General features: G+C 67.6%; 25 protein-coding genes and 1 riboswitch. Of the genes, 16 read left to right on the top strand and 9 right to left on the bottom strand.

The window, feature by feature from the left end:
* Nucleotides 1-4: 4 nt before the first annotated feature.
* Nucleotides 5-511, top strand: coding sequence for a nitroreductase family deazaflavin-dependent oxidoreductase (locus ACFQ9K_RS19080; protein ID WP_378721495.1), 507 nt, complete (start codon nucleotides 5-7; stop codon nucleotides 509-511).
* 1 nt (nucleotide 512) lies between these two features.
* Here the strand turns inward: ACFQ9K_RS19080 and ACFQ9K_RS19075 are convergent, their stop codons facing one another.
* Nucleotides 513-965, bottom strand: a complete 453-nt coding sequence (locus ACFQ9K_RS19075; RefSeq protein ID WP_378721496.1) for an RpiB/LacA/LacB family sugar-phosphate isomerase — start codon at nucleotides 963-965, stop codon at nucleotides 513-515.
* Between the two features lie 67 nt (nucleotides 966-1032).
* Between ACFQ9K_RS19075 and ACFQ9K_RS19070 the strand changes: the two genes are divergently transcribed.
* Together ACFQ9K_RS19070 and ACFQ9K_RS19065 are read left to right on the top strand one after the other, a co-directional pair.
* A complete protein-coding gene (locus ACFQ9K_RS19070) occupies nucleotides 1033-1677 on the top strand; it encodes a DJ-1/PfpI family protein (protein WP_378721498.1) in 645 nt (214 codons plus the stop codon).
* 52 nt (nucleotides 1678-1729) lie between these two features.
* On the top strand, nucleotides 1730-2194 hold the full coding sequence (locus ACFQ9K_RS19065; protein ID WP_378721499.1) for a MarR family winged helix-turn-helix transcriptional regulator: 465 nt from the start codon (nucleotides 1730-1732) through the stop codon (nucleotides 2192-2194).
* Between the two features lie 7 nt (nucleotides 2195-2201).
* On the opposite strand, the gene ACFQ9K_RS19060 is transcribed toward ACFQ9K_RS19065, so the two are convergent.
* On the bottom strand, nucleotides 2202-2960 hold the full coding sequence (locus ACFQ9K_RS19060) for an HAD-IIA family hydrolase (RefSeq protein ID WP_150400851.1): 759 nt from the start codon (nucleotides 2958-2960) through the stop codon (nucleotides 2202-2204).
* A gap of 371 nt (nucleotides 2961-3331) precedes the next feature.
* Between ACFQ9K_RS19060 and fgd the strand changes: the two genes are divergently transcribed.
* On the top strand, nucleotides 3332-4342 hold the full coding sequence (gene fgd / locus ACFQ9K_RS19055) for a glucose-6-phosphate dehydrogenase (coenzyme-F420) (protein WP_378721500.1): 1011 nt from the start codon (nucleotides 3332-3334) through the stop codon (nucleotides 4340-4342).
* 57 nt (nucleotides 4343-4399) lie between these two features.
* Here the strand turns inward: fgd and ACFQ9K_RS19050 are convergent, their stop codons facing one another.
* From ACFQ9K_RS19050 to ACFQ9K_RS19040, 3 genes are all read right to left on the bottom strand, one after another.
* Complete coding sequence (locus ACFQ9K_RS19050; protein WP_378724309.1) at nucleotides 4400-5614, bottom strand: O-succinylhomoserine sulfhydrylase; 1215 nt, start codon at nucleotides 5612-5614, stop codon at nucleotides 4400-4402.
* Nucleotides 5615-5669: 55 nt separating this feature from the next.
* Entirely contained in the window at nucleotides 5670-6086 is a 417-nt protein-coding gene (locus ACFQ9K_RS19045; protein ID WP_378724307.1) for a rhodanese-like domain-containing protein, read from the bottom strand.
* Nucleotides 6087-6100: 14 nt separating this feature from the next.
* Nucleotides 6101-6217: riboswitch (SAM riboswitch) on the bottom strand.
* 63 nt (nucleotides 6218-6280) lie between these two features.
* Nucleotides 6281-6727, bottom strand: a complete 447-nt coding sequence (locus ACFQ9K_RS19040) for a hypothetical protein (RefSeq protein WP_378724305.1) — start codon at nucleotides 6725-6727, stop codon at nucleotides 6281-6283.
* A gap of 401 nt (nucleotides 6728-7128) precedes the next feature.
* On the opposite strand from ACFQ9K_RS19040, the gene ACFQ9K_RS19035 reads away from it, so the two are divergent.
* The 6 genes from ACFQ9K_RS19035 to ACFQ9K_RS19010 all read left to right on the top strand — a co-directional run bounded on the left by ACFQ9K_RS19035 (nucleotide 7129) and on the right by ACFQ9K_RS19010 (nucleotide 12810).
* Nucleotides 7129-8544 carry an FAD-dependent oxidoreductase gene (locus tag ACFQ9K_RS19035; protein WP_378724303.1) on the top strand — a complete coding sequence of 472 codons (1416 nt, stop codon included), beginning with the start codon at nucleotides 7129-7131 and terminating at the stop codon, nucleotides 8542-8544.
* 61 nt (nucleotides 8545-8605) lie between these two features.
* A complete protein-coding gene (locus tag ACFQ9K_RS19030; RefSeq protein WP_378724301.1) occupies nucleotides 8606-9475 on the top strand; it encodes an amidohydrolase family protein in 870 nt (289 codons plus the stop codon).
* Between the two features lie 195 nt (nucleotides 9476-9670).
* On the top strand, nucleotides 9671-10156 hold the full coding sequence (locus ACFQ9K_RS19025) for a hypothetical protein (RefSeq protein ID WP_378724299.1): 486 nt from the start codon (nucleotides 9671-9673) through the stop codon (nucleotides 10154-10156).
* A 21-nt stretch (nucleotides 10157-10177) separates the two neighbouring features.
* The gene (locus ACFQ9K_RS19020) at nucleotides 10178-10807 is read left to right on the top strand and encodes a hypothetical protein (protein ID WP_378724297.1); all 630 of its coding nucleotides are present in this window, start codon (nucleotides 10178-10180) and stop codon (nucleotides 10805-10807) included.
* Nucleotides 10808-10832: 25 nt separating this feature from the next.
* Nucleotides 10833-11498 carry a class I SAM-dependent methyltransferase gene (locus ACFQ9K_RS19015; protein ID WP_378724295.1) on the top strand — a complete coding sequence of 222 codons (666 nt, stop codon included), beginning with the start codon at nucleotides 10833-10835 and terminating at the stop codon, nucleotides 11496-11498.
* Nucleotides 11499-11514: 16 nt separating this feature from the next.
* Nucleotides 11515-12810, top strand: a complete 1296-nt coding sequence (locus ACFQ9K_RS19010; RefSeq protein ID WP_378724293.1) for a prenyltransferase/squalene oxidase repeat-containing protein — start codon at nucleotides 11515-11517, stop codon at nucleotides 12808-12810.
* Nucleotides 12811-12825: 15 nt separating this feature from the next.
* Here ACFQ9K_RS19010 and ACFQ9K_RS19005 read toward each other — a convergent pair whose 3' ends face one another.
* The gene (locus ACFQ9K_RS19005; RefSeq protein WP_378724291.1) at nucleotides 12826-13308 is read right to left on the bottom strand and encodes a DUF456 domain-containing protein; all 483 of its coding nucleotides are present in this window, start codon (nucleotides 13306-13308) and stop codon (nucleotides 12826-12828) included.
* A 254-nt stretch (nucleotides 13309-13562) separates the two neighbouring features.
* Between ACFQ9K_RS19005 and ACFQ9K_RS19000 the strand changes: the two genes are divergently transcribed.
* Nucleotides 13563-14660, top strand: coding sequence for a CaiB/BaiF CoA transferase family protein (locus ACFQ9K_RS19000; protein WP_378724289.1), 1098 nt, complete (start codon nucleotides 13563-13565; stop codon nucleotides 14658-14660).
* A 57-nt stretch (nucleotides 14661-14717) separates the two neighbouring features.
* Here ACFQ9K_RS19000 and ACFQ9K_RS18995 read toward each other — a convergent pair whose 3' ends face one another.
* On the bottom strand, nucleotides 14718-15539 hold the full coding sequence (locus tag ACFQ9K_RS18995) for an SDR family NAD(P)-dependent oxidoreductase (protein ID WP_378724287.1): 822 nt from the start codon (nucleotides 15537-15539) through the stop codon (nucleotides 14718-14720).
* Nucleotides 15540-15671: 132 nt separating this feature from the next.
* On the opposite strand from ACFQ9K_RS18995, the gene ACFQ9K_RS18990 reads away from it, so the two are divergent.
* Complete coding sequence (locus ACFQ9K_RS18990) at nucleotides 15672-16256, top strand: TetR/AcrR family transcriptional regulator (protein WP_378724285.1); 585 nt, start codon at nucleotides 15672-15674, stop codon at nucleotides 16254-16256.
* A 23-nt stretch (nucleotides 16257-16279) separates the two neighbouring features.
* Here the strand turns inward: ACFQ9K_RS18990 and ACFQ9K_RS18985 are convergent, their stop codons facing one another.
* Nucleotides 16280-17785 carry a PLP-dependent aminotransferase family protein gene (locus tag ACFQ9K_RS18985; RefSeq protein WP_378724283.1) on the bottom strand — a complete coding sequence of 502 codons (1506 nt, stop codon included), beginning with the start codon at nucleotides 17783-17785 and terminating at the stop codon, nucleotides 16280-16282.
* Nucleotides 17786-17847: 62 nt separating this feature from the next.
* Here ACFQ9K_RS18985 and ACFQ9K_RS18980 point away from each other — a divergent pair, with 62 nt between their 5' ends.
* The 3 genes from ACFQ9K_RS18980 (at nucleotide 17848) to ACFQ9K_RS18970 (ending at nucleotide 20008) form a co-directional block, all read left to right on the top strand.
* Nucleotides 17848-18279: a hypothetical protein gene (locus ACFQ9K_RS18980; protein WP_378724282.1), complete on the top strand. Its 432-nt coding sequence runs from the start codon at nucleotides 17848-17850 to the stop codon at nucleotides 18277-18279.
* A gap of 55 nt (nucleotides 18280-18334) precedes the next feature.
* Complete coding sequence (locus tag ACFQ9K_RS18975) at nucleotides 18335-18904, top strand: methylated-DNA--[protein]-cysteine S-methyltransferase (RefSeq protein WP_378724280.1); 570 nt, start codon at nucleotides 18335-18337, stop codon at nucleotides 18902-18904.
* Between the two features lie 270 nt (nucleotides 18905-19174).
* Nucleotides 19175-20008 carry an alpha/beta fold hydrolase gene (locus ACFQ9K_RS18970; protein ID WP_378724278.1) on the top strand — a complete coding sequence of 278 codons (834 nt, stop codon included), beginning with the start codon at nucleotides 19175-19177 and terminating at the stop codon, nucleotides 20006-20008.
* Nucleotides 20009-20060: 52 nt separating this feature from the next.
* On the opposite strand, the gene ACFQ9K_RS18965 is transcribed toward ACFQ9K_RS18970, so the two are convergent.
* Nucleotides 20061-21005: a hypothetical protein gene (locus ACFQ9K_RS18965; RefSeq protein ID WP_378983410.1), complete on the bottom strand. Its 945-nt coding sequence runs from the start codon at nucleotides 21003-21005 to the stop codon at nucleotides 20061-20063.
* A gap of 485 nt (nucleotides 21006-21490) precedes the next feature.
* On the opposite strand from ACFQ9K_RS18965, the gene ACFQ9K_RS18960 reads away from it, so the two are divergent.
* A complete protein-coding gene (locus ACFQ9K_RS18960; RefSeq protein WP_378724752.1) occupies nucleotides 21491-23002 on the top strand; it encodes a glycosyltransferase family 39 protein in 1512 nt (503 codons plus the stop codon).
* The last annotated feature ends 62 nt before the right edge of the window (nucleotides 23003-23064 follow it).

The following is a 23064-nucleotide window of genomic DNA, read 5'->3' as shown; positions in this document are numbered from 1 at the left end:
GGGCATGGCCGATCAGTTTCCCAACCGGCAGTGGGGTTCACGCACCAACGCCCTGTCTCGACTGGCGAACAAGTTCGCGGCGACCAGGCCCGGTTCCTGGTTCGTTCGCAAGCTCACCCCGCTGGATCGCGCGGTGCTCGAGCGCACCGACGCCAAGTACACCGTGCTCGGCCCGATCGGCGCGCCGGTGATCCTGCTGACCACCGTCGGCCGCAAGTCCGGTCAGCCGCGCACCCAGCCGCTGCTCTACGTGCACGACGGCGACGTGCTGTATGTGATCGGCAGCAACTTCGGCCAGGAACGCCACCCCGCCTGGACCGCCAACCTGCTCGCCACCCCGGCCGCGACGGTCGCCATCGCGGGCCATCGCCTTCCGGTACGGGCCAGCCTGGTCGAGGCCGACGCCAAGGACGCGATCTTCGCCCGCTTCGTCGAGCTCACCGGCGCCTACGCCGCCTACAAGAACCGCACCACCCGCGACCTGCGCATCTTCGCCCTGCACCGGGCGTGATTCACGACTCGTCGGCGCGTTCGATCGCCGACAGGTGCGCGATGTTGGCCCGGTCGCCGGCCTCGGTGCTCGGCGAACCGGCGAACCAGGCGTCCAGGATTTCCCGGAGTTCCGCGCTGGAGGTCGAACGTAGGCTCAGCGCAAGGACATTCGCGTCGTTCCACTGACGCGCGCCCGTCGCCGTCGCGGCATCGCCGCAGAGCGCCGCGCGGATGCCGTCGACCTTGTTCGCGGCGATCGACGCGCCGGTTCCGGTCCAGCAGCAGACGATCGCCTGTTCGGCGCGGCCCTGCGCGACGTCGCGGGCGGCGGCCGCGCTCGCCCAGGCCCAGTCGTCGCGTTCGCCGTCCGCGAGCGCACCGTGCGGGACCGGCTCGTGTCCGCGCCGGGCCAGCTCCTCGATCAGTTCCTGTGCCACGCCGACGCGTTCGTCCGCAGCCACCGAGATCCGCATACCCCCAGCTTAATCGCGCATACGGCGACTATTGACAGCATGCTGTCAATTATGACAGGATGCTGTCATGACCAAGAGAACAGTGCACGTTGCCGTTTACGACACCTTCGCCGACTGGGAGATCGGCGCCACCACGGCGCACATCAACCGGACGACCTGGCAGCGCGAGCCGGGCACGTGGCAGACGAAAACGGTTGGGCTGACCAAAGATCCGATCACCACACTGGGCGGGATGCGGATCGTGCCGGATATGACGCTGGCCGAGCTCAGGCCGGCCGACAGCGCGATGCTGATCCTGGCCGGCGCGGACACCTGGGCAGGCGCGGAGCTGATGCCGTTCGCGGCCGCGGCGCGCGAGTTCCTCGCAGCCGGCGTTCCGGTCGCGGCGATCTGCGGCGCGACGCTCGGGCTCGCGAAGGAAGGCCTGCTCGACACCCGCAAGCACACGAGCAATGTGCGGGAGTTCCTGCTCTACAGCGGATACGCGGGCGCGGAGAACTACATGGAAGAAGCGGCGGTGACCGACGGCGATCTGATCACGGCGGGCGGCACGTCGCCGTTCGAATTCGCGCGCGCCGCGCTCGGCCGACTCGGCGTGTACGAGCCACACGTGCTCGACGGGTGGTACCGGCTCTACGGACATTCGGATCCGGCGGGTTGGCTGGTGCTCGCCGAGTACGAGGAGCAACAGTCCGTGGCGCACGCCGGATGAGGAAGAATCGGGCAGCGATCCGGTCGAACGGCCGGATCGCCGGGAGGTGCACGTGACAAGGAACGAGCAGGAGCTGTTCGCGACGGCCGCCATCACATCGTTCCGGCTGAACGGCCAGTTCCTCGCGATCGCGGAGGAGCTGGCCGCCCCGGCCGGGCTCACCGCGGCCTGGTGGCAGGTGCTCGGCGCGGTGCTCGCCGAACCGCTGCCGGTGGCCGGCATCGCCAGGGACATGGGCATCACCCGGCAGAGCGTGCAACGCATCGCGGACCTGTTGGTGGACAAGGGCCTTGCCGAATACCGGCCGAACCCGGCGCACCGGCGCGCCAAACTGGTCGCGGTCACCGACGCGGGCCTCGCCGCCGTGCGACGGATCAATCCGCAGCACGCGATCGTGGCCGAGCGGCTGGTCGACGAGCTCGGCTACGAACAGCTCGCGACGACGGTGGAGCTGCTCACCATGCTGTCCACCGCGCTGGACGCGATCGCCGCGGAGCGGATCGCCGCGGCGAAGTAGGGCGCGATCAGCCGGCGAACGGCTCCTTGGTCCGGCCGACCAGGTCGGCGACCGAGTCCAGCACCAGCGTCGGCCGGTACGGATACGCCTCGACCGAGGCGCGGGTGGAGATGCCGGTGGTGACCAGGATGGTGCGCATGCCTGCCTCCAACCCGGAGATGACGTCGGTATCCATCCGGTCGCCGATCATCACCGTGGACTGCGAGTGCGCGCCGATCCGGCGCAGCGCCGAGCGCATCATCAGCGGGTTCGGCTTGCCGATGTAGTACGGGTCGCGGCCGGTGGCGCGGGTGATCAACGCGGCCACCGAGCCGGTCGCGGGCAGCGAGCCGTCGCGGGACGGGCCGGTCGGGTCGGGGTTGGTCGCGATGAAGCTCGCGCCGCGCTCGATCAGGCGGATCGCGGTGGTGATCGCCTCGAACGAGTAGTTGCGCGTCTCGCCGAGCACCACGTAGTCGGGGTTGCTGTCGGTGAGCACGTAGCCGATCTCGTGCAGCGCCGTGGTCAGGCCGGATTCGCCGACCACGTACGCGGTTCCGTTCGGGCGCTGCTCGTCCAGGAAGGTGGCGGTGGCCAGGGCGGACGTCCAGATCGCTTCCTCCGGGATGTCGAGTCCGGTGTGGCGCAGCCGGGCCTGCAGGTCGCGCGGGGTGCGGATGGAGTTGTTGGTCAGCACCAGGAACGGGGTCTCGTTGGCGCGCAGCTCGGCGAGGAACTCGTCGGCGCCGGGCACCAGTTGGTCCTCGTGCACCAGGACACCGTCCATGTCGGTCAGATAGGACAGGATCGGTTCATCAGTCACCCGACAATTGTCCCACTAGGGACACCGCCGCACGGAGTCCGTCCTCGGACCGGCCGGTACCGATGCGGAGGTACGCGGGTCAGCAACCGTCGCGGGGGTAGGCCAGGTACGGGGCGGCCCTGTGTGCCCTCGGCAGCCGCTGACTATGGTCGAAGACGGCCGTATGACGTATGTGCGAAAAGCGCCGGACAGTGCTCAAATGATCACCGAGGTGCGGGAACGTTCGCGGTCTCGCGCCGGTTGAAGCCAAGCATGACCGCAGCGCGTCTGCGGCCGACAAACGGTGTGCGGGAATGCCCGCACAGGTGTGCAGCGAAGCGACAGGAGTGGCGCACATGGGTGAGCTCAAGCTCGGATACAAGGCGTCGGCGGAACAGTTCGGCCCGCGCGAACTGGTGGAGATCGCGGTGCTGGCCGAGGAACACGGCCTGGACAGCGCGACGGTCAGCGATCACTTCCAGCCGTGGCGGCACAAGGGCGGGCACGCGCCGTTCTCGCTGGCCTGGATGGCCGCGGTCGGCGAGCGGACGAAGCGGATCCAGCTCGGCACCTCGGTGCTCACCCCCACCTTCCGCTACAACCCGGCGGTGATCGCCCAGGCCTTCGCCACCATGGGTTGTCTCTACCCCGACCGGATCATGCTCGGCGTCGGCTCGGGCGAGGCGCTGAACGAGATCGCCACCGGTTACAAGGGCGAGTGGCCGGAGTTCAAGGAGCGCTTCGCGCGGCTGCGCGAGTCGGTCGAGCTGATGCGCGCGCTGTGGACCGGCGACCGCGTCGACTTCGCCGGCGAGTACTACAACACCGTCGGCGCGTCCATCTACGACGTGCCCAAGGGCGGCATCCCGATCTACGTCGCCGCCGGCGGACCGCTGGTCGCGCGCTACGCGGGCCGCGCGGGTGACGGCTTCATCTGCACCTCCGGCAAGGGGATGGAGCTCTACACCGACAAGCTGATGCCGGCCGTCGCCGAGGGCGCCGCCAAGGCCGGACGCACCGTCGACGACATCGACCGGATGATCGAGATCAAGATCTCCTACGACACCGATCCCGAACTGGCACTGGAGAACACCCGCTTCTGGGCCCCGCTGAGCCTGACCCCGGAACAGAAGCACAGCATCACCGACCCGATCGAGATGGAGGCCGCCGCCGACGCCCTCCCGATCGAGCAGATCGCCAAGCGCTGGATCGTCGCCAGCGACCCGGACCAGGCCGTCGACCTGATCAAGCCCTACCTCGACGCCGGCCTCAACCACCTGGTCTTCCACGCCCCCGGCCACGACCAGCGCCGCTTCCTCGACCTGTTCCAGCGCGACCTCGGGCCGCGCCTGCGCGCACTGGGCTGATCCAGCGAAAAAGGCTCCGCCCGTTTCGAATGCGAACGGGCGGAGCCTTTTTCGTGACTAGCTCAGAGCGTGTTCGAGGTCGGCGAGCAGATCCTCGACGTCCTCCAGGCCGACCGAGATGCGGACCACGCCGTCGGAGAGGCCGATGGTGGCTCGCCCTTCCGGGCCCATCGCGCGATGAGTTGTGGTGGCGGGGTGGGTGATCAGCGACTTGGCGTCGCCGAGGTTGTTCGAGATGTCGATGATGCGCAGGCGATTGAGCACCTCGAAGGCCCGCTTCTTCGCCTCGTGCGCAGGCGCGTTCAGCTCGAAGGTGACCACGGTGCCGCCGGCACTCATCTGGCTCGCGGCCAGATCGTGCTGCGGATGTGATTCCAGGAACGGGTATCTCACCCAGCTGACCGACTTGTCGGTCTCCAGGAAGCGGGCGATCCGCAACGCGGACTCGGTCGAATGCCGCACGCGCAGCGGCATCGTCTCCAAACCCTTGAGCAGCGTCCACGCGTTGAACGGGCTCAGCGCCGGACCGGTATGGCGCATCAGCGTTTTCACCGGTCCGTCGATGTAATCCCGCGCGCCGAGGATGGCGCCGCCGAGCACCCGGCCCTGGCCGTCGATGTGCTTGGTCCCCGAGTAGACGACCACGTCGGCACCCAGTTCGAAACCGCGTTGCAGCAATGGGGTGGCAAAGACGTTGTCCAGCACCACCTTCGCGCCCGCGGCATGCGCGAGCTCGGTGACCCGGCGCACGTCGACCAGGGTCTGCATGGGGTTGGCCGGCGTCTCGAAGAACACCGCCTGGGTGGGCACCGACAGCGCCTGTTCCCACTGGTCCAGATCCTCGCCGTCGACGAAGACGGTCTCCACGCCCCAGCGCGGCAGGATCTCGTTGCACACCACGAAGCAGGACCCGAACAGGCTGCGCGCGGCCACGAGTCGATCGCCGGCGCCGAGCAGCGCGCCCAAAGCGGTGAAGACCGCGGACATTCCGCTCGCGGTCGCGAAGCACGCCTCGGCGCCGTCGAGCAGCCGCATCCGCTCCTCGAACATGGCCACCGTCGGGTTGCCGTAGCGGGAGTAGACGAAATGCTCCACGTCGCCGGTGAACGCGGCCTCGGCGGCCTCCGCGCTCTCGTAGACGAAGCCGGAGGTCAGATACAGCGCCTCGGAGGTTTCCTCGAAACCGGAGCGGCGCAACCCGCCACGCACGCCGAGGGTCGCCGGGCCGACGCCCTCGGGCAGCGGCTTGTCGAACGCACCACCTGTGATCACGACTGCCTCCCGACGACAGAGCTCCGCGACAACGCGTCCACCGAACAGCAGTTACTCATGACTGCCGCCAGGGCAGGCCGAGGGCGCGCCAGCCGGCGCCGCCGCGATGTCCGTCCGCGTCGAGCGGGCCCTCGAAGCCCTCGAGCACGTTGTACGAGGTGCCGAACCCGGCCTGGGTCGAGGCGATCGCCGCGCCGATCGAGCGCTGGCCGGAGCGACAGAGGAAGATCACCGGAGCCTCCGGGTTGTGCCCGTCGAGCGCGGTGACCAGCTGCTCGGTGAACTCGCCGTTGCGCGTTCCGGTCGAATCGACCCACTCGATCAGCACCGTCGGGCGCTCGATCGAGCTGGTGTCGGGCACGCCGACGAACTTCCATTCGGCCTCGGTGCGCACGTCGACCAGGACGGCTTCGGGATTGTCGCGCAACAGATCCCAAGCCTGCTGCGGGGTGATGTCACCGGCATAACTCATCTGGACCCTCCTAGAATCCGCACTTGCCACGCTCAGGTTTGACGCGCGGCCAGGTCGTCACCCGGAGCACCCCACCGCGGAGGAGGGTTGCCGACCAGTATTGCCGGGGCTTGACACTGGTTCTCATGACCTTCTGCTGAGATTGCCTGGATGAGGGCCACCCTGTCAAATGGCTGCTCACGGTATGAGAATGCTCAATTACAGACCAACCATTTGTCGCCGGAGCGGGTCAGATTCCAGGTGGAAGTCTGCTCGACGCCGTCGACCTTGGTGGTGACCGTGGCCTTCGCCCGATCGCCGTCCCGCTGCGGATCGACGAGTTCGGTAATTTCCACGGTCTTTCCGCCGCCGGAACGCCCGGCGAGTGGGGAGCGTTTCGGGTCGAAGCCGGCACAGCCCGCGCCAGGTGGGGGCACCAGATCGGTGCTGTTCGACCCCTCGACGAAGTTGCGCACCGCGGCGGCGATCCGGTCGGAATCTGTGACATTTTTCTCAGCGGGCGACATGACCCCGCCGATGATGATCGCGCCGAGCACGATGACCGCGAGGACGGCCGCGGCGACGAACGGTGCCACGGAACGCTTGTCGGTCTGATCGACCGTGATGACTTCGTCCTCGGCGGGTGACTCCTGATCGCTCATACGACGATGATCCCTGGTCGGCGGGGATATCCGGCGCTCGCCCCCCCCCCGGCGTGGAGGACCGCAGGCGGCGACGCTCGGTGCGCCACGCGCGGATCGACGCCGCGAGATCGGGTAACCCGGACAGAACGCCTAGGGTGGCATCCATTCGGTTCGCGCACCGCCGAGGGCGGCATCGGCGGTCACCGATAGAATCGCGAGACTGCGGCCTGCTGTCATAGCCGCGACTGAGGTGGCCACGAGCCGACAACCGCAGTGTCCGCGCCGTCAGGTGCAACCAGCCAGCGCGTAACTTAGCCTAGGCTAAGCAAGACGCCGTTAATTGTTCTCGACCATAAGGGTGCGCGTAAAAGATGACCGACAAGAGTGCAGAGTCGAATAGCGGTGTTCGCGAGCCCTCCGTGGTTACGCAGGCTGCCTCCTCCGGGCTTGACGCGCACACCGCGGAAGACCGCCCGCTCCGCATCGCCATCGTCGGCGCCGGGCCCGCGGGAATCTATGCCGCCGACGCCCTGATGAAGTCGGATGCCGAGGTGAGCATCGACCTGTTCGAGCGCATGCCCGCGCCGTTCGGGCTGATCCGCTACGGCGTCGCGCCGGACCACCCGCGGATCAAGGGCATCATCACCGCCCTGCACAAGGTGCTGGACAAGCCGCAGGTCCGCCTGCTCGGCAATATCGACTACGGCACCGACATCACCCTCGATGATCTGCGCACCTTCTACGACGCGGTGATCTTCTCCACCGGCGCCAATGCCGACCGCGCGCTGGGCATCCCCGGCATCGGCCTGGACGGCTCCTACGGCGCCGCGGACTTCGTCTCCTGGTACGACGGGCACCCGGACGTGCCGCGCACCTGGCCGCTGGACGCGGAGAAGGTCGCCGTGCTCGGCGTCGGCAACGTCGCGCTCGACGTGGCCCGCGTGCTGGCCAAGACCGGCGACGAGCTGCTGCCGACCGAGATCCCGCCGAACGTCTACGCGGGCCTCAAGGCGAACAAGGCGCTCGAGGTGCACGTGTTCGGCCGCCGCGGCCCGGCGCAGGCCAAGTTCACCCCGCTGGAGCTGCGCGAGCTCGATCATTCGCCGACCATCGAGGTCATCGTCGACCCGGAGGACATCGACTACGACGAGGGCTCCGAGGCCGCGCGCAGGCACTCCAAGCAGGTCGACATGATCGCGAACACGCTCGAGCAGTGGGCGATTCGCGATGTCGGCAATCGCCCGCACAAGCTGTTCCTGCACTTCTTCGAGTCGCCCGCGGAGATCCTCGGCGAGGACGGCAAGGTGGTCGGCCTGCGCACCGAGCGCACCCAGCTCGACGGCACCGGCAACGTCAAGGGCACCGGCACGTTCAAGGAATGGGACGTGCAGGCGGTCTACCGTGCCGTCGGCTACCTGTCGCAGAACCTGACCAACCTGCCGTTCGACGACCAGGCAGGCACCGTGCCCAACGAGGCGGGCCGGGTGATCGCCGACGAGAACGCCGACGGCGCCGACCGTTACGTCCCGGCCACCTACGTCACCGGCTGGATCAAGCGCGGCCCGGTCGGCCTCATCGGCCACACCAAGGGCGACGCCAACGAGACCGTGGCCTGCCTGCTCGACGACAGCGCGAACTTCACCCCGGCCGCCAAGCCGGAGCTGGACGCGGTCACCGAGTTCCTGGAGAGCAAGGGCATTCCGTTCACCACCTGGCAGGGCTGGTACCGCCTGGACGCGCACGAGCGCTCGCTCGGCGAGCCCGAGGGCCGCGAGCGGGTCAAGGTCGTCGAGCGCGAGGACATGCTGCGCGCCAGCGAGCCGCACAAGGTCTAGTCCGGCCGGGTTTGTTACCTCCACGACAGCAGAAAAACTCGCACTGAGGCATTCTGTACAGGTGTTCGATGCCCATCTCCACATCTTCGATCCGCGGTTCCCGCGGTTCGAGAACGAGGGCTACCTGCCCGGCCCGTTCACCATCGCCGACTATCGAAAGCGCATGTCCCGCTTCGATATCGGCGGCGGAGCCGTGGTCAGCGGGTCCTTCCAGGGCACCGATCAGACGTACCTGAGGGCGGCCCTCGCCGAGCTCGGCGAGGGCTGGGTCGGGGTCACCCGGCTGGACCTGGACGCCACCGACGACGAGATCATCGAGCTGGACCGGATCGGCGTGCGCGGGCTGCGGTTCAACCTCAAGCGCGCCGCCGCCGACATCACCGGCATGACCCTGCAGGCGCTGCGGGCGCACGAGCTGGTCGGCTGGCATGTCGAGGTGTACATCGACGGGCAGATGCTCGCGTCGTTGCAGCCGGTCATCTCGAAACTGCCGGTGTTCTGCATCGATCATCTCGGCATGTCCGACGAGGGCCTGCCCTATCTGCTCGATCTGGTGGATCGCGGCGCGCGAGTGAAGGCGACCGGGTTCGGCCGGGTCGCGCTGAGCGTCCCCGACACCCTGCGCCGCATCCACGCGGTCAACCCCGAGGCCCTGATGTTCGGCACCGACCTCCCCGGCACCCGCGCGGGCCGCCCCTTCCGGGACTCCGACGTCGACCTCATCTGCGACGTGGTCGGCACCGACATGTTCGCCGTCCTGGAAGACAACGCCCGCGCCTTCTACCGCCTCCCCGCCCGCCCCCGCCCCCTACCGGCCGACCCGAACCCCACGCTGCCGTTGTACGCCGAACAACCAACCCTCCCGATCCGCCGCGATGCCCTTCCCAAATCCGAAGCGGCAGACACCATCCCGTTTCCCGTCATCGAGTAGATCGGTCGCCCAAAGACTTTCGGCTGTCGTCCGAATATCTGACATTATTCGAATTCTCCTACCGGTACACTCAATACACCGAAGGGGGTTCAATTGTCATCGAATCACACACCGAACCCGACACCCCATCGCACGAACCTTAGTGTGCGCAGCACACTAGCGGCCGTCCGGTCCGCAAAATTCTTAGATAAACTCATGATCCGCGCGGGGACAGCGCGCCGGGCGCAGACAGGCAAGTCGAGGTTCCGCGTGTACTTCGCCCGAGCGATGGACGGCGAGACACACGACGATATCCTGCGAACGGCAGCGGTCGTGCGCGCGGAACTTCGATTCATCGACGCCGAGATGATCGATCCGTTCACGACTACCGAACTTTCCGCCCGTGATGAATGTACGAGCTCGGCCGAATTCGCTGAACGGATCGTTCTGGACGACCTGGCCCTTTTGGCCACGGCTGACGCAATCTTGCTGGATATGACGATTCCAGCCAGAAACTATATCGGCTGCTCGTGCGAACTCGCATATGCACACACAATGAATATCCCAGTCTTTGCATACGTAGGCGATACGGGATACGAGAAACGCAGTTGGCTGGTTTATCATGCAAAAGTTGTGACCAGAACACGAAGCCAGTGCCTGGGCGCGCTCCACGCTTGGAGCGCGACTCATATTTCGACCTGATATTCACCATCGAGGTTTCGCATGTCCGCCACAGACTGCTTTCTCTGCGAAATACCGCAAACCGTTCCGATGAAGCTGCCGCGCTACGATCGGCCACTGGCCGCCTGGCCGGGAACCGGATACGCCATTCCCGCACTCGGGGCGCTCGCACCCGGTCACCTCCTTGTGGTTCCGGAACAGCACTGGTTCTCCACCAGCTCCATCTCGGCGAACGCAACCGAGTTCGCGGCTTTCACCCTGGAAGTGCTCGGCCGGGTCGAATCGCATTATGGCCCGGCGACAGTATTCGAGCACGGTGCGTGTGCACTGCAAATCCGCCGCTCGGCCTGCGTGGCGCACGCCCATCTGCAGATACTTCCCGGCAAATACGCGCTGAACACCGTGGTGGACACCATACCGCGCGCCTCATTCCGCTCGATCGCCGAGTTCATCGGATCCGGCGTCGAGCAGCGGGGTTATCTGATGTATCAAGAGCCAGGCGACAGCGTTTGCTACATACCGGATCCTGCCGTGTCACAACTGGTCCGACGGCACGTGGCCGCACAGGTCGGACGACCGACAGAGTGGGACTACCTGCTGTTTCAAAATCACGACACAATTGCCGACACGATTCGGAATCTCTCCAGTTTGAACGATGTACGTACTGGCTGAGCGTAGAAGGCCTAGCATGTCGTCCATGCCAATGGGACATGTTGTCACCCAGCTCAGCATATGGGACGAGTGGCACGGGGAACGCGATATCCAGAGTCGTGGTAGTTCGCAAGAGGAACTAAGCAACATGCTACTCGAGGCATTGGATCCGCTGCCCGGGAAGCGCATCCTCGAGCTCGGCTGTGGCCAGGGGCGTGACGCGATAAAGTTCGCCGAAAACGGCGCGGAGGTGTGCGCATCAGATCTTTCCGAAATTGCTATCGAGAAGGCTCAGAAGAATGCCGCATCCGCAGGGGTGAACATACTTTTCGATCGACACGATATGAGCAGCGGGCAACTCCCGCAATTCGGGATAGACCAGTTCGACGGGATCTTCTGCCATCTTTCGCTGCACTACTTCACTAATACTGTTACCGCACAGCTATTCAAGCAGATCGCCGATTCGACGCGCCGTGGCGGATTTCTGGCTTTCATGGTGAAATCCACAAAGGACCCGTATTTCAGGCTCGGCGATAAGTTGGAGGACAATATGTTCAGACGCAAGGGTCATGTGCGTCACTTCTTTTCCCGAGATTACACTCTGAATCTACTTCTCGCAGACTGGGATGTGCTCTCCTTCGACGAGCCATCGGAATGCTACCAAAGCGCGACAGCGAGTCACTTCATTCGAGTTCTCGCCAGAAAGAGCTAGCCAGGTTCGTACCGTCGTGATAATAGGATTCGATCTGGCACTGCTCGATCAGACCATTGCTCGATCCATCGACCTACTCGTTTCGACGCATTCGCAGACGGCGTCGAACAGCGGTGGCTGGTACCACAGACTGGATGATCCGACACCTGGGCCGTCGGCGACTGCTGTTGCATTGGAAACCCTTGCGCGATGCGATGTGCAGTCACCGCTGCTCGGTGCCGGACTCCAGTTTCTTCGGTCGCGACAGTCAACCGCGCCCGATCGACTGCGGAATGGCGGGTGGGCCGTCAACACCAGCTTCGGCCACCCCCTGCTCGAGGCGACAGCAGTAGTCACGAGGTTTCTCGGCTACGCAAAAGTGCAGTGCCTCGATTCATCTCCGGATCTAGAACGGGCCGTGGCTTGGATCCTGGCAAATCAAGACGGTAGCGGCGGCTGGGGATCCTTCCTCGGTCAACCGCCACGAACGTGGCTGACCTGCCTGGCGCTACAAGCGCTGCACGAGGCGAGCCCGCTCGAACCCGCGATCAACCGCGGGGTCGATTGGCTAGTGCGTCAGCGTTCCCGTTCAACTCCCTCCGCATGGGGTGAATCCCGCCTGTCGGAGCCGACTGTCGTCCACACCTCGTACTGCCTGCTGCTATTGCGCCAGTTAGCGGCAGCGCGCACGGATCGCCGGCACGCGGAGGCGGTCGAGCACGGATTTCGCTGGCTCACCGAACATTTGAACTCCAGTTCGATATTCGACGAGGGTTCGCGCGTGGAGAGTTACAACATCACCGGAAACGTGGATGGCCGCGATGTCACGTGGCACAGCCAGGTGTGGCACCACGGGATGCCCTACGCCCTCTCCGCAATGCTCCGGCACCCGAACGGCGTCCCGCCGGTGACGGCCGCAGTCCTGAGGACTGTCATGGATTCTCAGCTGCCTGACGGCCACTGGCCGAATATCGATAGCGCGTCTGGCCGCTCCATCTGGGACGTGTATCCGTTCGTATTGTCGGTGATGGATGCCCGAACCGTGCCCTTCCACAGGTCGAGCAGCCGAATCGACTGGTTGAGCGACGACGCCGTCGTTGTGCGCCATGGGGCCACGAAGACAACATCCCTGGCCAGGCTCGGCTGGTCGTCCCGGCGCGACCAGTTGGTTACCTTGACGAAGCGACACTGGGCGACGATTCTGCTGACCGCCTGCGTAGCAGGCAGTTTGGTGCTCTGGCGGCTCGGCGTGATCGAACCTAAGGACATCGCGCTCGGCCTCGTCCTTCCGCTCGTCCTTCTCCTTGTTCAAGAAACACGACGACTGCGGTGACCGGCTGGCCATCGCCTAGGCGGCGATCGCGCCGATCACCCAGACGCCGGTGGCGAGCAGGGCGCCGAGGAGTTCGATGAGCATGGACAGGCCGACGCCCTTGAGGGCGTGCACGGTTGATTGCCAGGCTTGCCGGCCGATGCGCAGGCGGTGGAGTTCGGCGAGGTAGACGCCGAGCACGAAGCCGACGAACAGGCCGACCACGGGGATGACGAAGAATCCGACGATGCCGAGGACCGCGCCGAGCACGAGCGAGCGGTTGGCCACGCCCGCGTCCTTCATCTTCCGGCCGGGCCAGGTGTATTTGATGACGCCGGACAGCACCAGCAGGGCGGTGCTGATGCCGAACACGATCCAGGCGGTCGCGCCGCCGGTCATGAAGGCCCACACCGCGATCGCGCCGAAGATCAGGATGACGCCGGGCAGGATCGGGACGATGATGCCGAGCAGGCCGACCAGAATGACCAGGCCGACGACGACCTCTCCCGCAGCGCTCACGACCGGACCCCGTCGGTCTCTCGCATGACTCCACCTCACCGCGCGGGCTCGCCGGACGTTCCCGCGAATGGTGCGCTGCTGAGATTGTGTCGTACCGGGTGCGTCCGCGCACGACCCCGGAGCAGGGTGCCCCGGCGACCGGGGCGATGGATGAGGCAGCGTTATTGTCATACTGTCAATACACCGGCCGGTCCGCTTCCCGAAGCACCGCCGCAGTGCCGGTCTGCTGGATCAACGACGAACCGAGGTAGGGCGTGAGCACTCCATCCACCGCCGCTAAAGGCCCGCTGGCGGGCATCAAGGTCATCGAGCTGGCCGGTATCGGCCCGGGACCGCACGCCGCACTGCTGCTCGCCGATCTGGGCGCCGACGTGGTGCGGATCCAGCGCGCGGGGCAGATCCCGGGCGGGTTCGACCGGCCGCAGCAGCGCGGGCGGACCATCGTCGAGGCCAATCTCAAGGACCCGGCCGACATCGAGAAGGTGCTCGGGCTGGTCGAGAAGGCCGACGTGCTGATCGAGGGCTTCCGGCCGGGCGTGACCGAGCGGATGGGGCTCGGCCCGGACGACGCGCTCGCCCGTAATCCCCGCCTGGTCTACGGGCGGATGACCGGGTGGGGCCAGGAGGGCCCGCTGGCCGATCGCGCCGGGCACGACATCAACTACATCTCCATCACCGGCGTGCTGCATGCCATCGGCCGCAAGGGCGAGCGCCCGGTGCCGCCGCTGAACATGGTCGGCGACTTCGGCGGCGGCTCGATGTTCCTGGTGTTCGGCCTGCTGGCCGCGCTGGTCGAGCGGCAGACCTCGGGCAAGGGGCAGGTCGTGGACGCGGCGATGGTCGATGGCGCGCTTGCGCTTTCGCACATGATCTGGGGCATGCGCGGGTACGGCGCGTGGTCCGACGAACGCGGTGTGAACCTGCTCGACACCGGAATGTCGTTCTACGACACCTACGAGACCGCCGACGGCAAGTATATGGCGGTCGGCTCGATCGAGCCGCAGTTCTACGCGCAGTTGCTGGCCGGCCTCGGCATCGACCAGGAGGGGCTGCCCTTCCAGCTCGATCCGGCCGGCCAGGAAACGCTGAAAAAGCTGTTCACCGAACGCTTCCTGACCAAGACCAGGGACGAGTGGGCGGAGATCTTCGTCGGCACCGACGCCTGCGTCTCCCCCGTGCTCACCTTCGAGGAAGCGACGAAGAACGAGCACATCGCGGCCCGCGGGTCGTTGATCGAGGTGGACAACATCACCCAGCACGCGCCCGCGCCGCGCTTCTCGCGGACCCCGAACGGCATTCCGACCCCGCCGCCCAACGAGGCGACGCCGATCGAATCCGTCTGGGCCGACTGACTTCTCGGCACCCAGGGCCTCGGGCACGCCCCGGGGCCTTTCGGGTGACCGGCCGGGTCAGGCAGCGACCGGCTCGGCCTCGATCGGACGGCCGCCGTCGGCCAGGCCCCGGGTGACGAGCTTGGCGATGCGGGCCACCATGGTGCGCGGTCGGCGGGGCACCAGATGCGCGCCGGCGAAGTTCTGCACGCCGGGCACGACATAACCCCTGTTGCGTTCCAGCGCACGCAGCGTAGACCGCACCACCTGCGTGGCACTGCCCATGTGGCCCAGCGCGGCATCCCGGGTACCGACGGTGTCGAAGAACGCCGTCTCGGTCGGCCCGGGGCACACGGCGAGCACCTTGATGCCCCGGCCGCGGTATTCGCTCCACAGCGACAGGCTGAAGTTCAGCACGAACGCCTTGCCGGAGGAGTACGTCGCGAAGTACGGGGACGGCTGGAAGGCCGCAGTCGAGGCGACATTCACGATCTCCCCGCTGCCCCGCTCCACCATGGCCGGGATCAGCCGACGGGTGAGCCCGGCCAGCGCGACGACATTGACCATCAGCTGATCGTGTTCGCGGTCGGCGTCGAGGTCCTCGAACCGGCCCGCGCTGCCGAAGCCGGCGTTGTTGATCAGCACGTCGATCGAAAGCTGCCGTGCCGCAAGCTCTTCCACCACTCGCGCGGCGGCGTCCGGCTCGGTGAGATCCTGCCCGATGACCTCGACGCGCACTCCGTGCTGTTGATGCAGTTGTGCGGCAATCGATTCCAGACGGGGCAGCGATCGGGCGACCAGGACGAGGTCATCGCCGCGAGCGGCCAGCGCGGCCGCGAATTCGGCGCCGATACCGGACGAGGCGCCGGTGACGAGAGCGGTCTTTCCAGTGCGGGTCATTACGTAACTCCTTCGATCTGATGCAACACCAGAGTAGCGCTATCTCAATTAAATGCAACATCAGTGTCGCGACTTAAAGACAAAACGCTGCTCACATGTAGTGTGTAGGGAGTTCTACAGAACGGAGCACCCATGCCGCCCACGTCCGCACGTCCACTGCGCGCCGACGCCGAGCGCACCGTCCGCGCCATCCTGGACGCGGCCGAACGGGTGCTGAGCGAGAACCCCAATGCAACCCTCGAGCAGATCGCCGAGGCGGCCGGGGTCGCGCGCACGACCGTGCACCGGCGCTTCGCCAATCGGGACGACCTGGTGCACACCATGGCGGTGGCCGCCTGGCGGCGCATCGCGGCCGCGGTCGACGCCGCGCGCCCGCTGACCGCCCCGCCGCTGGTCGCGCTGCATCAGGCCACCGCCAATGTCATCGAGATCAAGTACGGGGCTTCGTACGCGCTCGAACGGGTGGACAGCACCGACCCCGAGGTGGCCGAGCTACAGGCGGATGTCTACGCGAAATGCCATGCCGCGCTGGGCCGTGCGCGCGCCGACGGGTTCATCGCGGCCGACGCCGACCTGACCTGGGCCCGGCGGGTCTACCTCGCACTGATCAGCGAAACCGTGCACGGCAGCACCGAATTGGATGGCACCACCGACCCGGACACGCTCGCGAAACGCGTCATCGACACGCTGCTCCGAGGCGTCGGCCCACGGCAGTAGTCATCCCTTGCGGGGCAACGACTTCAGTAGCAGGTGAGCGGCTGCAGCGGGTCCGCGGCACGCGGGGTCAGCGCCTCGTACGCGGCGGCAATCGCCTTGACCGCCAGGCGGAGTTCGGGTTCCTGGTGGGTGAACGGCAGCCGGATGAAGCGCTCGAAGGCGCCCTGGACGCCGAATCGCGGCCCGGCAGCGAGCAATACGCCGTGGTTGGGCGCGGTGGCGGCCAGCGCGGTGGAGACCGGTGCGGGCAGTTGCGCCCACACGGACATGCCACCGGCGCCGTAACCGAGCCGCCAATCCGGCAGTTCCTCGGCCACGGCCTCCACCAATGCGGCCCGCTGAGTACGCAATTGGTCGCGCCGGCGGTCGAGAATGGCGTCGGCGTTGGCCAGCAGATGGCAGGTGGCCAGCTGGTCCATCACCGGGGTGCCGAGGTCGACCGTGGAGCGGATGCCGAGCAGTTTGGTGATCAGCGGCTGGTTCGTCCGGATCCAGCCGACGCGCAGGCCGCCCCAGAACGACTTCGAGGCCGAGCCGATGGTGACGATCTCGTTGCCCTTGGCGAACGCGGCGACCGGCGGCTGCTGCGGATCGCCGGCCAGGTGCAGATCGGCCATCGACTCGTCGATCACCACGGTCATCCTGGTTTCCCTGGCGATGGCGGCCAGTTCCGCCCGGCCGTCCGCGTCGAGCAGCAGGCCGGTCGGATTGTTGAAGTCGGGCACCAGGTAGGCCAGGGTCGCCGCGGTTTGCCTTGCGGCACTGCGGATTCCGTCGAGGTCCCAGCCCTTGTCCGGAGACTCGGGGCGCAGCGGTACCGGCACCGGGCGGGCGCCGACGTCGCGGATCGCCTCGATGGCGTTCGGGTAGGTCGGGTGGTCGATGAGCACCCTGGCCGCGGGCGCGGTGAGCACGTTCAGCAGCAGGCGCAGCCCGTGCTGGGCGCCGAGGGTGACCAGGATCTGGTCCGGTTCGGTGGGCAGGCCGCGCTCGGTGAACCGGCGGGCGATCGCCTCGCGCAGTGCGAGCACACCGACCGGGTCCATGCCGTGGGTGCCGAGGTAGGCCGGAAGACCTTCCAGCGCAACCGAATACGCCTCCTGCATCTCCAGCGGCGCGGCCATCGCGGCATAGGTCATGTCGATGGTCGGCAGCTCGGAGGCGGCCATCATGGCGAGGATGCTCCTGGCCGGCTTGCTGCCGTCGTGCTGCACGTCCCGGGGCAGCGCGACGGTGCTGCGCGAGCCCTGGCGGCTGATCAGGTAACCGTTCTCGCGCAGCAGGGAGTAGGTCGAGGTGATCGTCGTGCGGCTGACCCCGAGGGTGCCGGCCAGGTCGCGCTCGCTGGGCAGCGCGACGCCGAGCGGGGCGCGGCCGTCGTGGATCAGCAGCCGGATGCCCTCGGCGAGAGCGAGATACGCCGGGCGCGCGGACCGCCGCGCCGGCTCGCCCTCGCCGTCGGAATCCACATTCCGCCACCGGCCCAGGTCGCGAGCCAGGGTGCCCGCTCCGATAACTCTCGTCGCCATAAGGTCCAGTATCGAGGGAGTGGATATTTAAAGCAAGGCCAGTCGAGGCGCAGGCTGGTCTCATGACCACACTTGCCACCCTGATCATCGTCGCCGCCCTCGGCTACCTGATCTATCGCGCCATACCGCGGGGCGCCGAGCGGGCGTTCCGGCTGGAGCGGTTCCATCCGAGCAGCCCGATGTCCGACTGGACCTCTTCCTACTACGACGAGCAGCGCCGTTACGTGGATCTGGCCGCGATCTACGGGCGCCGCGACGCGCCGGAGGTCGCGCAGGCTGTCGTCCGGGCGCCGGAAACCGCGCAGCCCGAGGCGATTCCGACCGCAACCGCGCCCGCCGAACCGACCGGGCAGCCCGCGGAAACACGACCCGACCAGTACGCCTGGCGGTCCCGGCGAACCGTCGCACCCGGCGTCACCGCGCCGCGGCGGCCCGCCAAGGGAGTGCGGCGACTGGTCACGGATCCGAGCACCCTCGACAGCAAGGCCAGTTGAGCAAAACTGGACTGGAATATCGAAACGTGTCGGTCCCACCGTGCACACTGAGAGCATGAGCGACCCCCGTTGCCTGTCCGCCGAGGCAACACTCTTCGACACCGCGATCGGCATCTGCGCGATCGCGTGGAGCGGAGCGACCGTGATCCGGTTCCAGCTCCCCGAGGCCAGCCCGGCCGCGACCCGCGCGCGGATCACCCGCCGCCGCACCGGCCTGCCGGACGACGAGGTCCGCGAAGAGACGCCCACCGGCGCGATCGCCGAGGCCATCACGGGCATCCGCGCTCACCTGGCCGGCGAACTGGACGACCTGCGCTGGATCCCCGTGGACACCAGTGGAATTCCGGAATTCCACCGCGCGGTCTACGCGGTGACCCGCGCCATCGACCCTGGGCATACCCTCACCTACGGCCAGGTGGCCGATCGCATCGGCCAGCCCGGCGCCGCGCAGGCGGTCGGACAAGCCCTGGGCCGCAATCCGATTCCGCTCATCATCCCGTGTCACCGGGTGCTCGCCGCGGACAACGCGCTGACCGGCTTCTCCGCGCCCGGCGGCGTCACCACCAAGCAGAACCTGCTGGAGATCGAACGCACACCGGGGTTCGGCGAACCAACCCTGTTCTGAGTGAACGGTTCCCGCGCGGGCGCGACCGGCCGAGCACAACTGCGTCGCCGCCGGAATCGATCGCCGCTCCTGGACGGTTGTCTGTAAATAACGTTCACCGACGTACCGGGCCGTACCCCAGCCGAAAACGGCATAGTGAGCAGCATCACAGACTTCCGGGTGCGGATCCGGCCGCCGCGGCCGCCGATGAATCCACGCGCCCGGCACCGTCTGAACAGGCATAGGCACCAACGACCGTTGGCCGACACCCGCTTCGAAAGTGAGACTGTTGTGGAGACCGTGACCTCCGCCGACGGAACGGTGATCGCGTACGACCGCCACGAGGGCCATGCCGGAACGGTGATCCTGATCGGCGGGGCCTTCGGCTACCGCAGGTTCCCCAAGATGGTCGAACTGGCCACCGCGCTCAACGAGCATTACGGCCTCACCGTGCTCAACTACGACCGGCGCGGCCGCGGCGACAGCACCGAGGCCACCGGCGGCTACGACGTCGAGCGCGAGATCGACGACCTCGCCGCCCTGATCGAGGCGGCGGGCGGGTCGGCGATGCTGTTCGGCTGGTCGTCCGGCGCGGCGCTCGCGCTGCGCGCCGCCGGATCCGGGCGCATCCTCGGCATCACCAAGGTGGTCGCGTTCGAGCCGCCGTTCGTGGTCGATCACGACGGCTTCGTCCCGGCCGCCGACCTGGAGCAGACGCTGCACGACCTGGTCGCGGCCGATCGCCGCGCCGAGACCGTCCGCTTCTATATGACCAAGGCGATGGGCGTCCCGCGCGTGTTCGTCTCCGTCATGCGCTTCACCCCGTTCTGGAAGAACCTGCTCGCCACCGCGAACTCGACCCCGCACGACTGGGCCGTCATGCGCGAGTTCATGCGCGGCGAACCGCTGCGGCCGGCGGACTGGGCCGCCGTCAAAGCCCAAACCCTGGTCATCGCGGGCGCCAAGAGCGAGGCCCTGCTCCGCAAGGGCGCCAAGGCCATCGCCGCCGTGCTGCCCGACGCCGAGTTCCAGGAAATCGCCAAGCTCAGCCACAACCCGAACGTCGGCCTGCTCGCCCCGCCCGCCGGTGAATTCCTCACCGGCGCGGCGGAAAACGCGAGCTAGCCGCAGCGCCGGTACCCGGGATCGGCCGCGCGACACCATCGGTGCCGCGCGGTCAGGCGGTAGCGCCGAAACCCGCGCCTGCGCTGCCACCCAGCAGGCCACCCGCGACTCCGCCGGCCACCGCGGCCGGGATGCCGAGGACCGCGGCGCCGGCCGCCGCGCCCACGCCCGCGCCGATCGCCGCGCCCGCACCCGTGGTCGCGGCGGCGATCGGCCAGGCCGCGACGAAGGCCGCGCCGACGGCAGGCAGCGCACCGGCACCGGCGGTCGGGATGCCCGCGGCAGCGGCCGCGATCGCGCCGCCGGCGGCGGTGCCCGCGACACCGACCGCGAAACCGATGCCGGCGCCGACACCCGCGCCGATGGCCGCGCCGCCGACCCCGCCGATCACGGCGGCCGGGATGCCGGCGATCGCCGCACCGGCCACCGCGCCGCCGACCGCACCGGCCGCGGTCGCGGCGGCGATCTTGTCGGACCGGGTCGGGTTGATGCCGATCGAACGGCCGCCGGTGGCGATGGCCGCCTCGACGCCGGCGGCGGCGTCGTTGACGCCGTCGAGCAGTTCGCCGGGCACCTCGTTTGGGGCCGGGGCGCTGAAGTCACCGATGCGGAGCGTGCGCGGGGGCGGGGCGATCGGGGCCACGGGCTCGACCGGCTGCGGCACGTGCAGTTGCTGCGGCTGGATCGGCGGGGCCGGTTCCGGGGCCGGCATCGGGCGGGCGTAGTTGAGGGTCTGTGTGTCCGCGGGATCGGCCGGGGCGGGCTTCGGGCCGGTAACGCCCTGCTGGTTCGGGGTGGTGACACCGGGCTGGCTCGGCGAACGCTCGGGCGCGGCCGGGGCGCTCGGGGTGGTCACGCCGGGCTGGGTCGGGGTGCCGGGATCGGCGACGGCCACCCCCGCGCAGGCGACCGCGATGGCCAGCGGGAGGGCGCCCGCAATCGGGCGCATGCCGCGCCGGGTCGTCGGATTGTTCAGTTCTAGAGACCGACGAGCCACGTCGAAGCACCACCATCAGGTTTGGGTCAGCCAGCACGTCCCCGCGTACTGCGCGCTCGCACCCTATCTTTAGCTGATCGGATGCTGTCAAGTCGAGAAACCGACTTCACATTTCCTTCGCACAGCGACTTGTGCCGGAGAAATATCCAAATTGCAGCAATTATCGTCGGCCACATTTAACCAATTGAAAGTAGCTGATAGATCACTACCCTCGTCGATACAAGCCGAGTATCGACCCTAATCACCCCGGCGAGAACGAGATTCGGCCACTGTTCCCTCGTCCGGCGCATCGCCACAACCGGCGGGTGAAAGAACCGCCGGGAAGGCCGTGCGCGCGCGGATGTCGTACCTGCGGCGGGTGCCGGTAGTCCTTTCGCCGCAGTCCGAGCGCGACCTGCGGCGGATTCGCCGAGGTGCGGGCCAGTTGCAGAATCGGTCTGCCCGCACTCACGGACGACCTCGGCAAGCTATGACGGAGGGTGGACATGACCACTGCAGCGGCGGACTCGCCGGGTGTCGCGGATCCGGCGGCCGCCGAGTCCGGCTCGGTCCCGCCGGGGATCGCCTGGGGGCCGGTGCTCACGGTCGCCGGCGTGGTCGGGCTGGTCTTGCTGATCGCCAGCCGGAACTACGGATACTTCTTCGACGAGGCGTATTTCGTGGTCGCCGGCCGAGATCACCTGGCGTGGGGGTATTTCGACCAACCCGCCCTGGTGCCCGCGCTGGCGGCGGCGATGAGTCACCTCGCGCCGGACTCGCTGATCGTGCTCCGGCTGCCCGCCACCCTCGCCGCGGTCGCCGGGACGGTGCTCACCGCGTTGATCGCGCGGGAGCTGGGCGGTGCCCGCGGCGCGCAGGTGCTGGCGTCGATCGGGTACGCGGTGTCCTCGGCGGTGATCCTGTGTCATTGGCTGGCAACGTATTCGCTCGATCCGGCCTTCTGGACCGCGATCGTCTGGCTGGTCGTCCGCTGGGCCCGGTTGAACGCGGACGAGCGGCCCGACGATCGGTTGTTGCTCTACGCGGGCCTGGTGACGGTGTTTTCGTTGCAGACGAAGTTCCTGGTGCCCGCGCTGTGGGTGGCACTCGTGCTGTGCGCGTTGGCATTCGGGCCACGGCGCTTGGCGGGGCGACCCGCGTTGTGGCTGGGCGGGGCGGTCGCCGCCGCGGCCACGATTCCGAATCTGATGTGGCAGAGCCAGAATCGGTGGCCGTACCCGCATATGTCCGAGGTGGTGGCGGCGGAGTTTCCCGGGGTGGGCCGGTTCCTGTGGGAAAGCGCTTCCGGAGCGGGTCTGGCGATCGGGTTGCCGCTGCTACTGATCGGCCTGCCGATGGTGTTGATCAGCAGGCGGTTTCGGACGTATCGGTTCGCCGGAGCCGCGCTGGTCCTGGTTTTCCTTGCCTACCTGGTGAGTTCGGGCCGTTCCTATTACGCGTGCGGTTTGTACGCGCTGCCGATCGCCGCGGGCGCGGTGGTCGTGGCGACGCTGGCCGGGCGGGTCGTCATCCGCGCGCTGGTGGCGGTCGCGCTGGTCATCGGCCTCGCGATGGGCGCGGCGGCGGTTCCGGTGTATCCGCGCTCCTGGGCGCAACGCATCCCGGACACCACGCTCATGCTGACCGCGAAGGCGTTCGCCCAGTCCGACACCATGATCGGCGATCTCTCGGACGCCGTCGCCGCGACCTACCGCGAACTGCCCGCCGAAATCCGGCCGCACACGGCCATCGTCGCCGAGAGCTACCCGTTCGCGGCCGCCATCGACCTGCACCGCGATTCGACCGGCCTGCCCCGCGCCTACAGCGCACATCGCGCCTACTACTACTTCGGCGCCCCACCCGAATCCGCCACAGCGGTCCTGTACATCGGCACCCCACCCCCACCCCTCACCGCCGCATTCACCAACTCCCACCCGCTAACCCCCGACCTAGCAACCCTTCTCACAAACCGAACCACCCCCTGGGACACCCTCTGGCCCCAGCTACGCGCGCAATAGCCAGCGCCGCACCACTTCTGATCTCCCGCACCGGAAATCGCATGCGATTCTCGGTGCGGGAG

Origin of the sequence: Nocardia sp. NPDC056564 (assembly GCF_042793755.1) — a bacterium.
GTDB lineage: Bacteria > Actinomycetota > Actinomycetes > Mycobacteriales > Mycobacteriaceae > Nocardia.
Note: the sequence above shows the minus strand (reverse complement) of the source record. Positions and strands in the feature narration are given on the sequence as shown.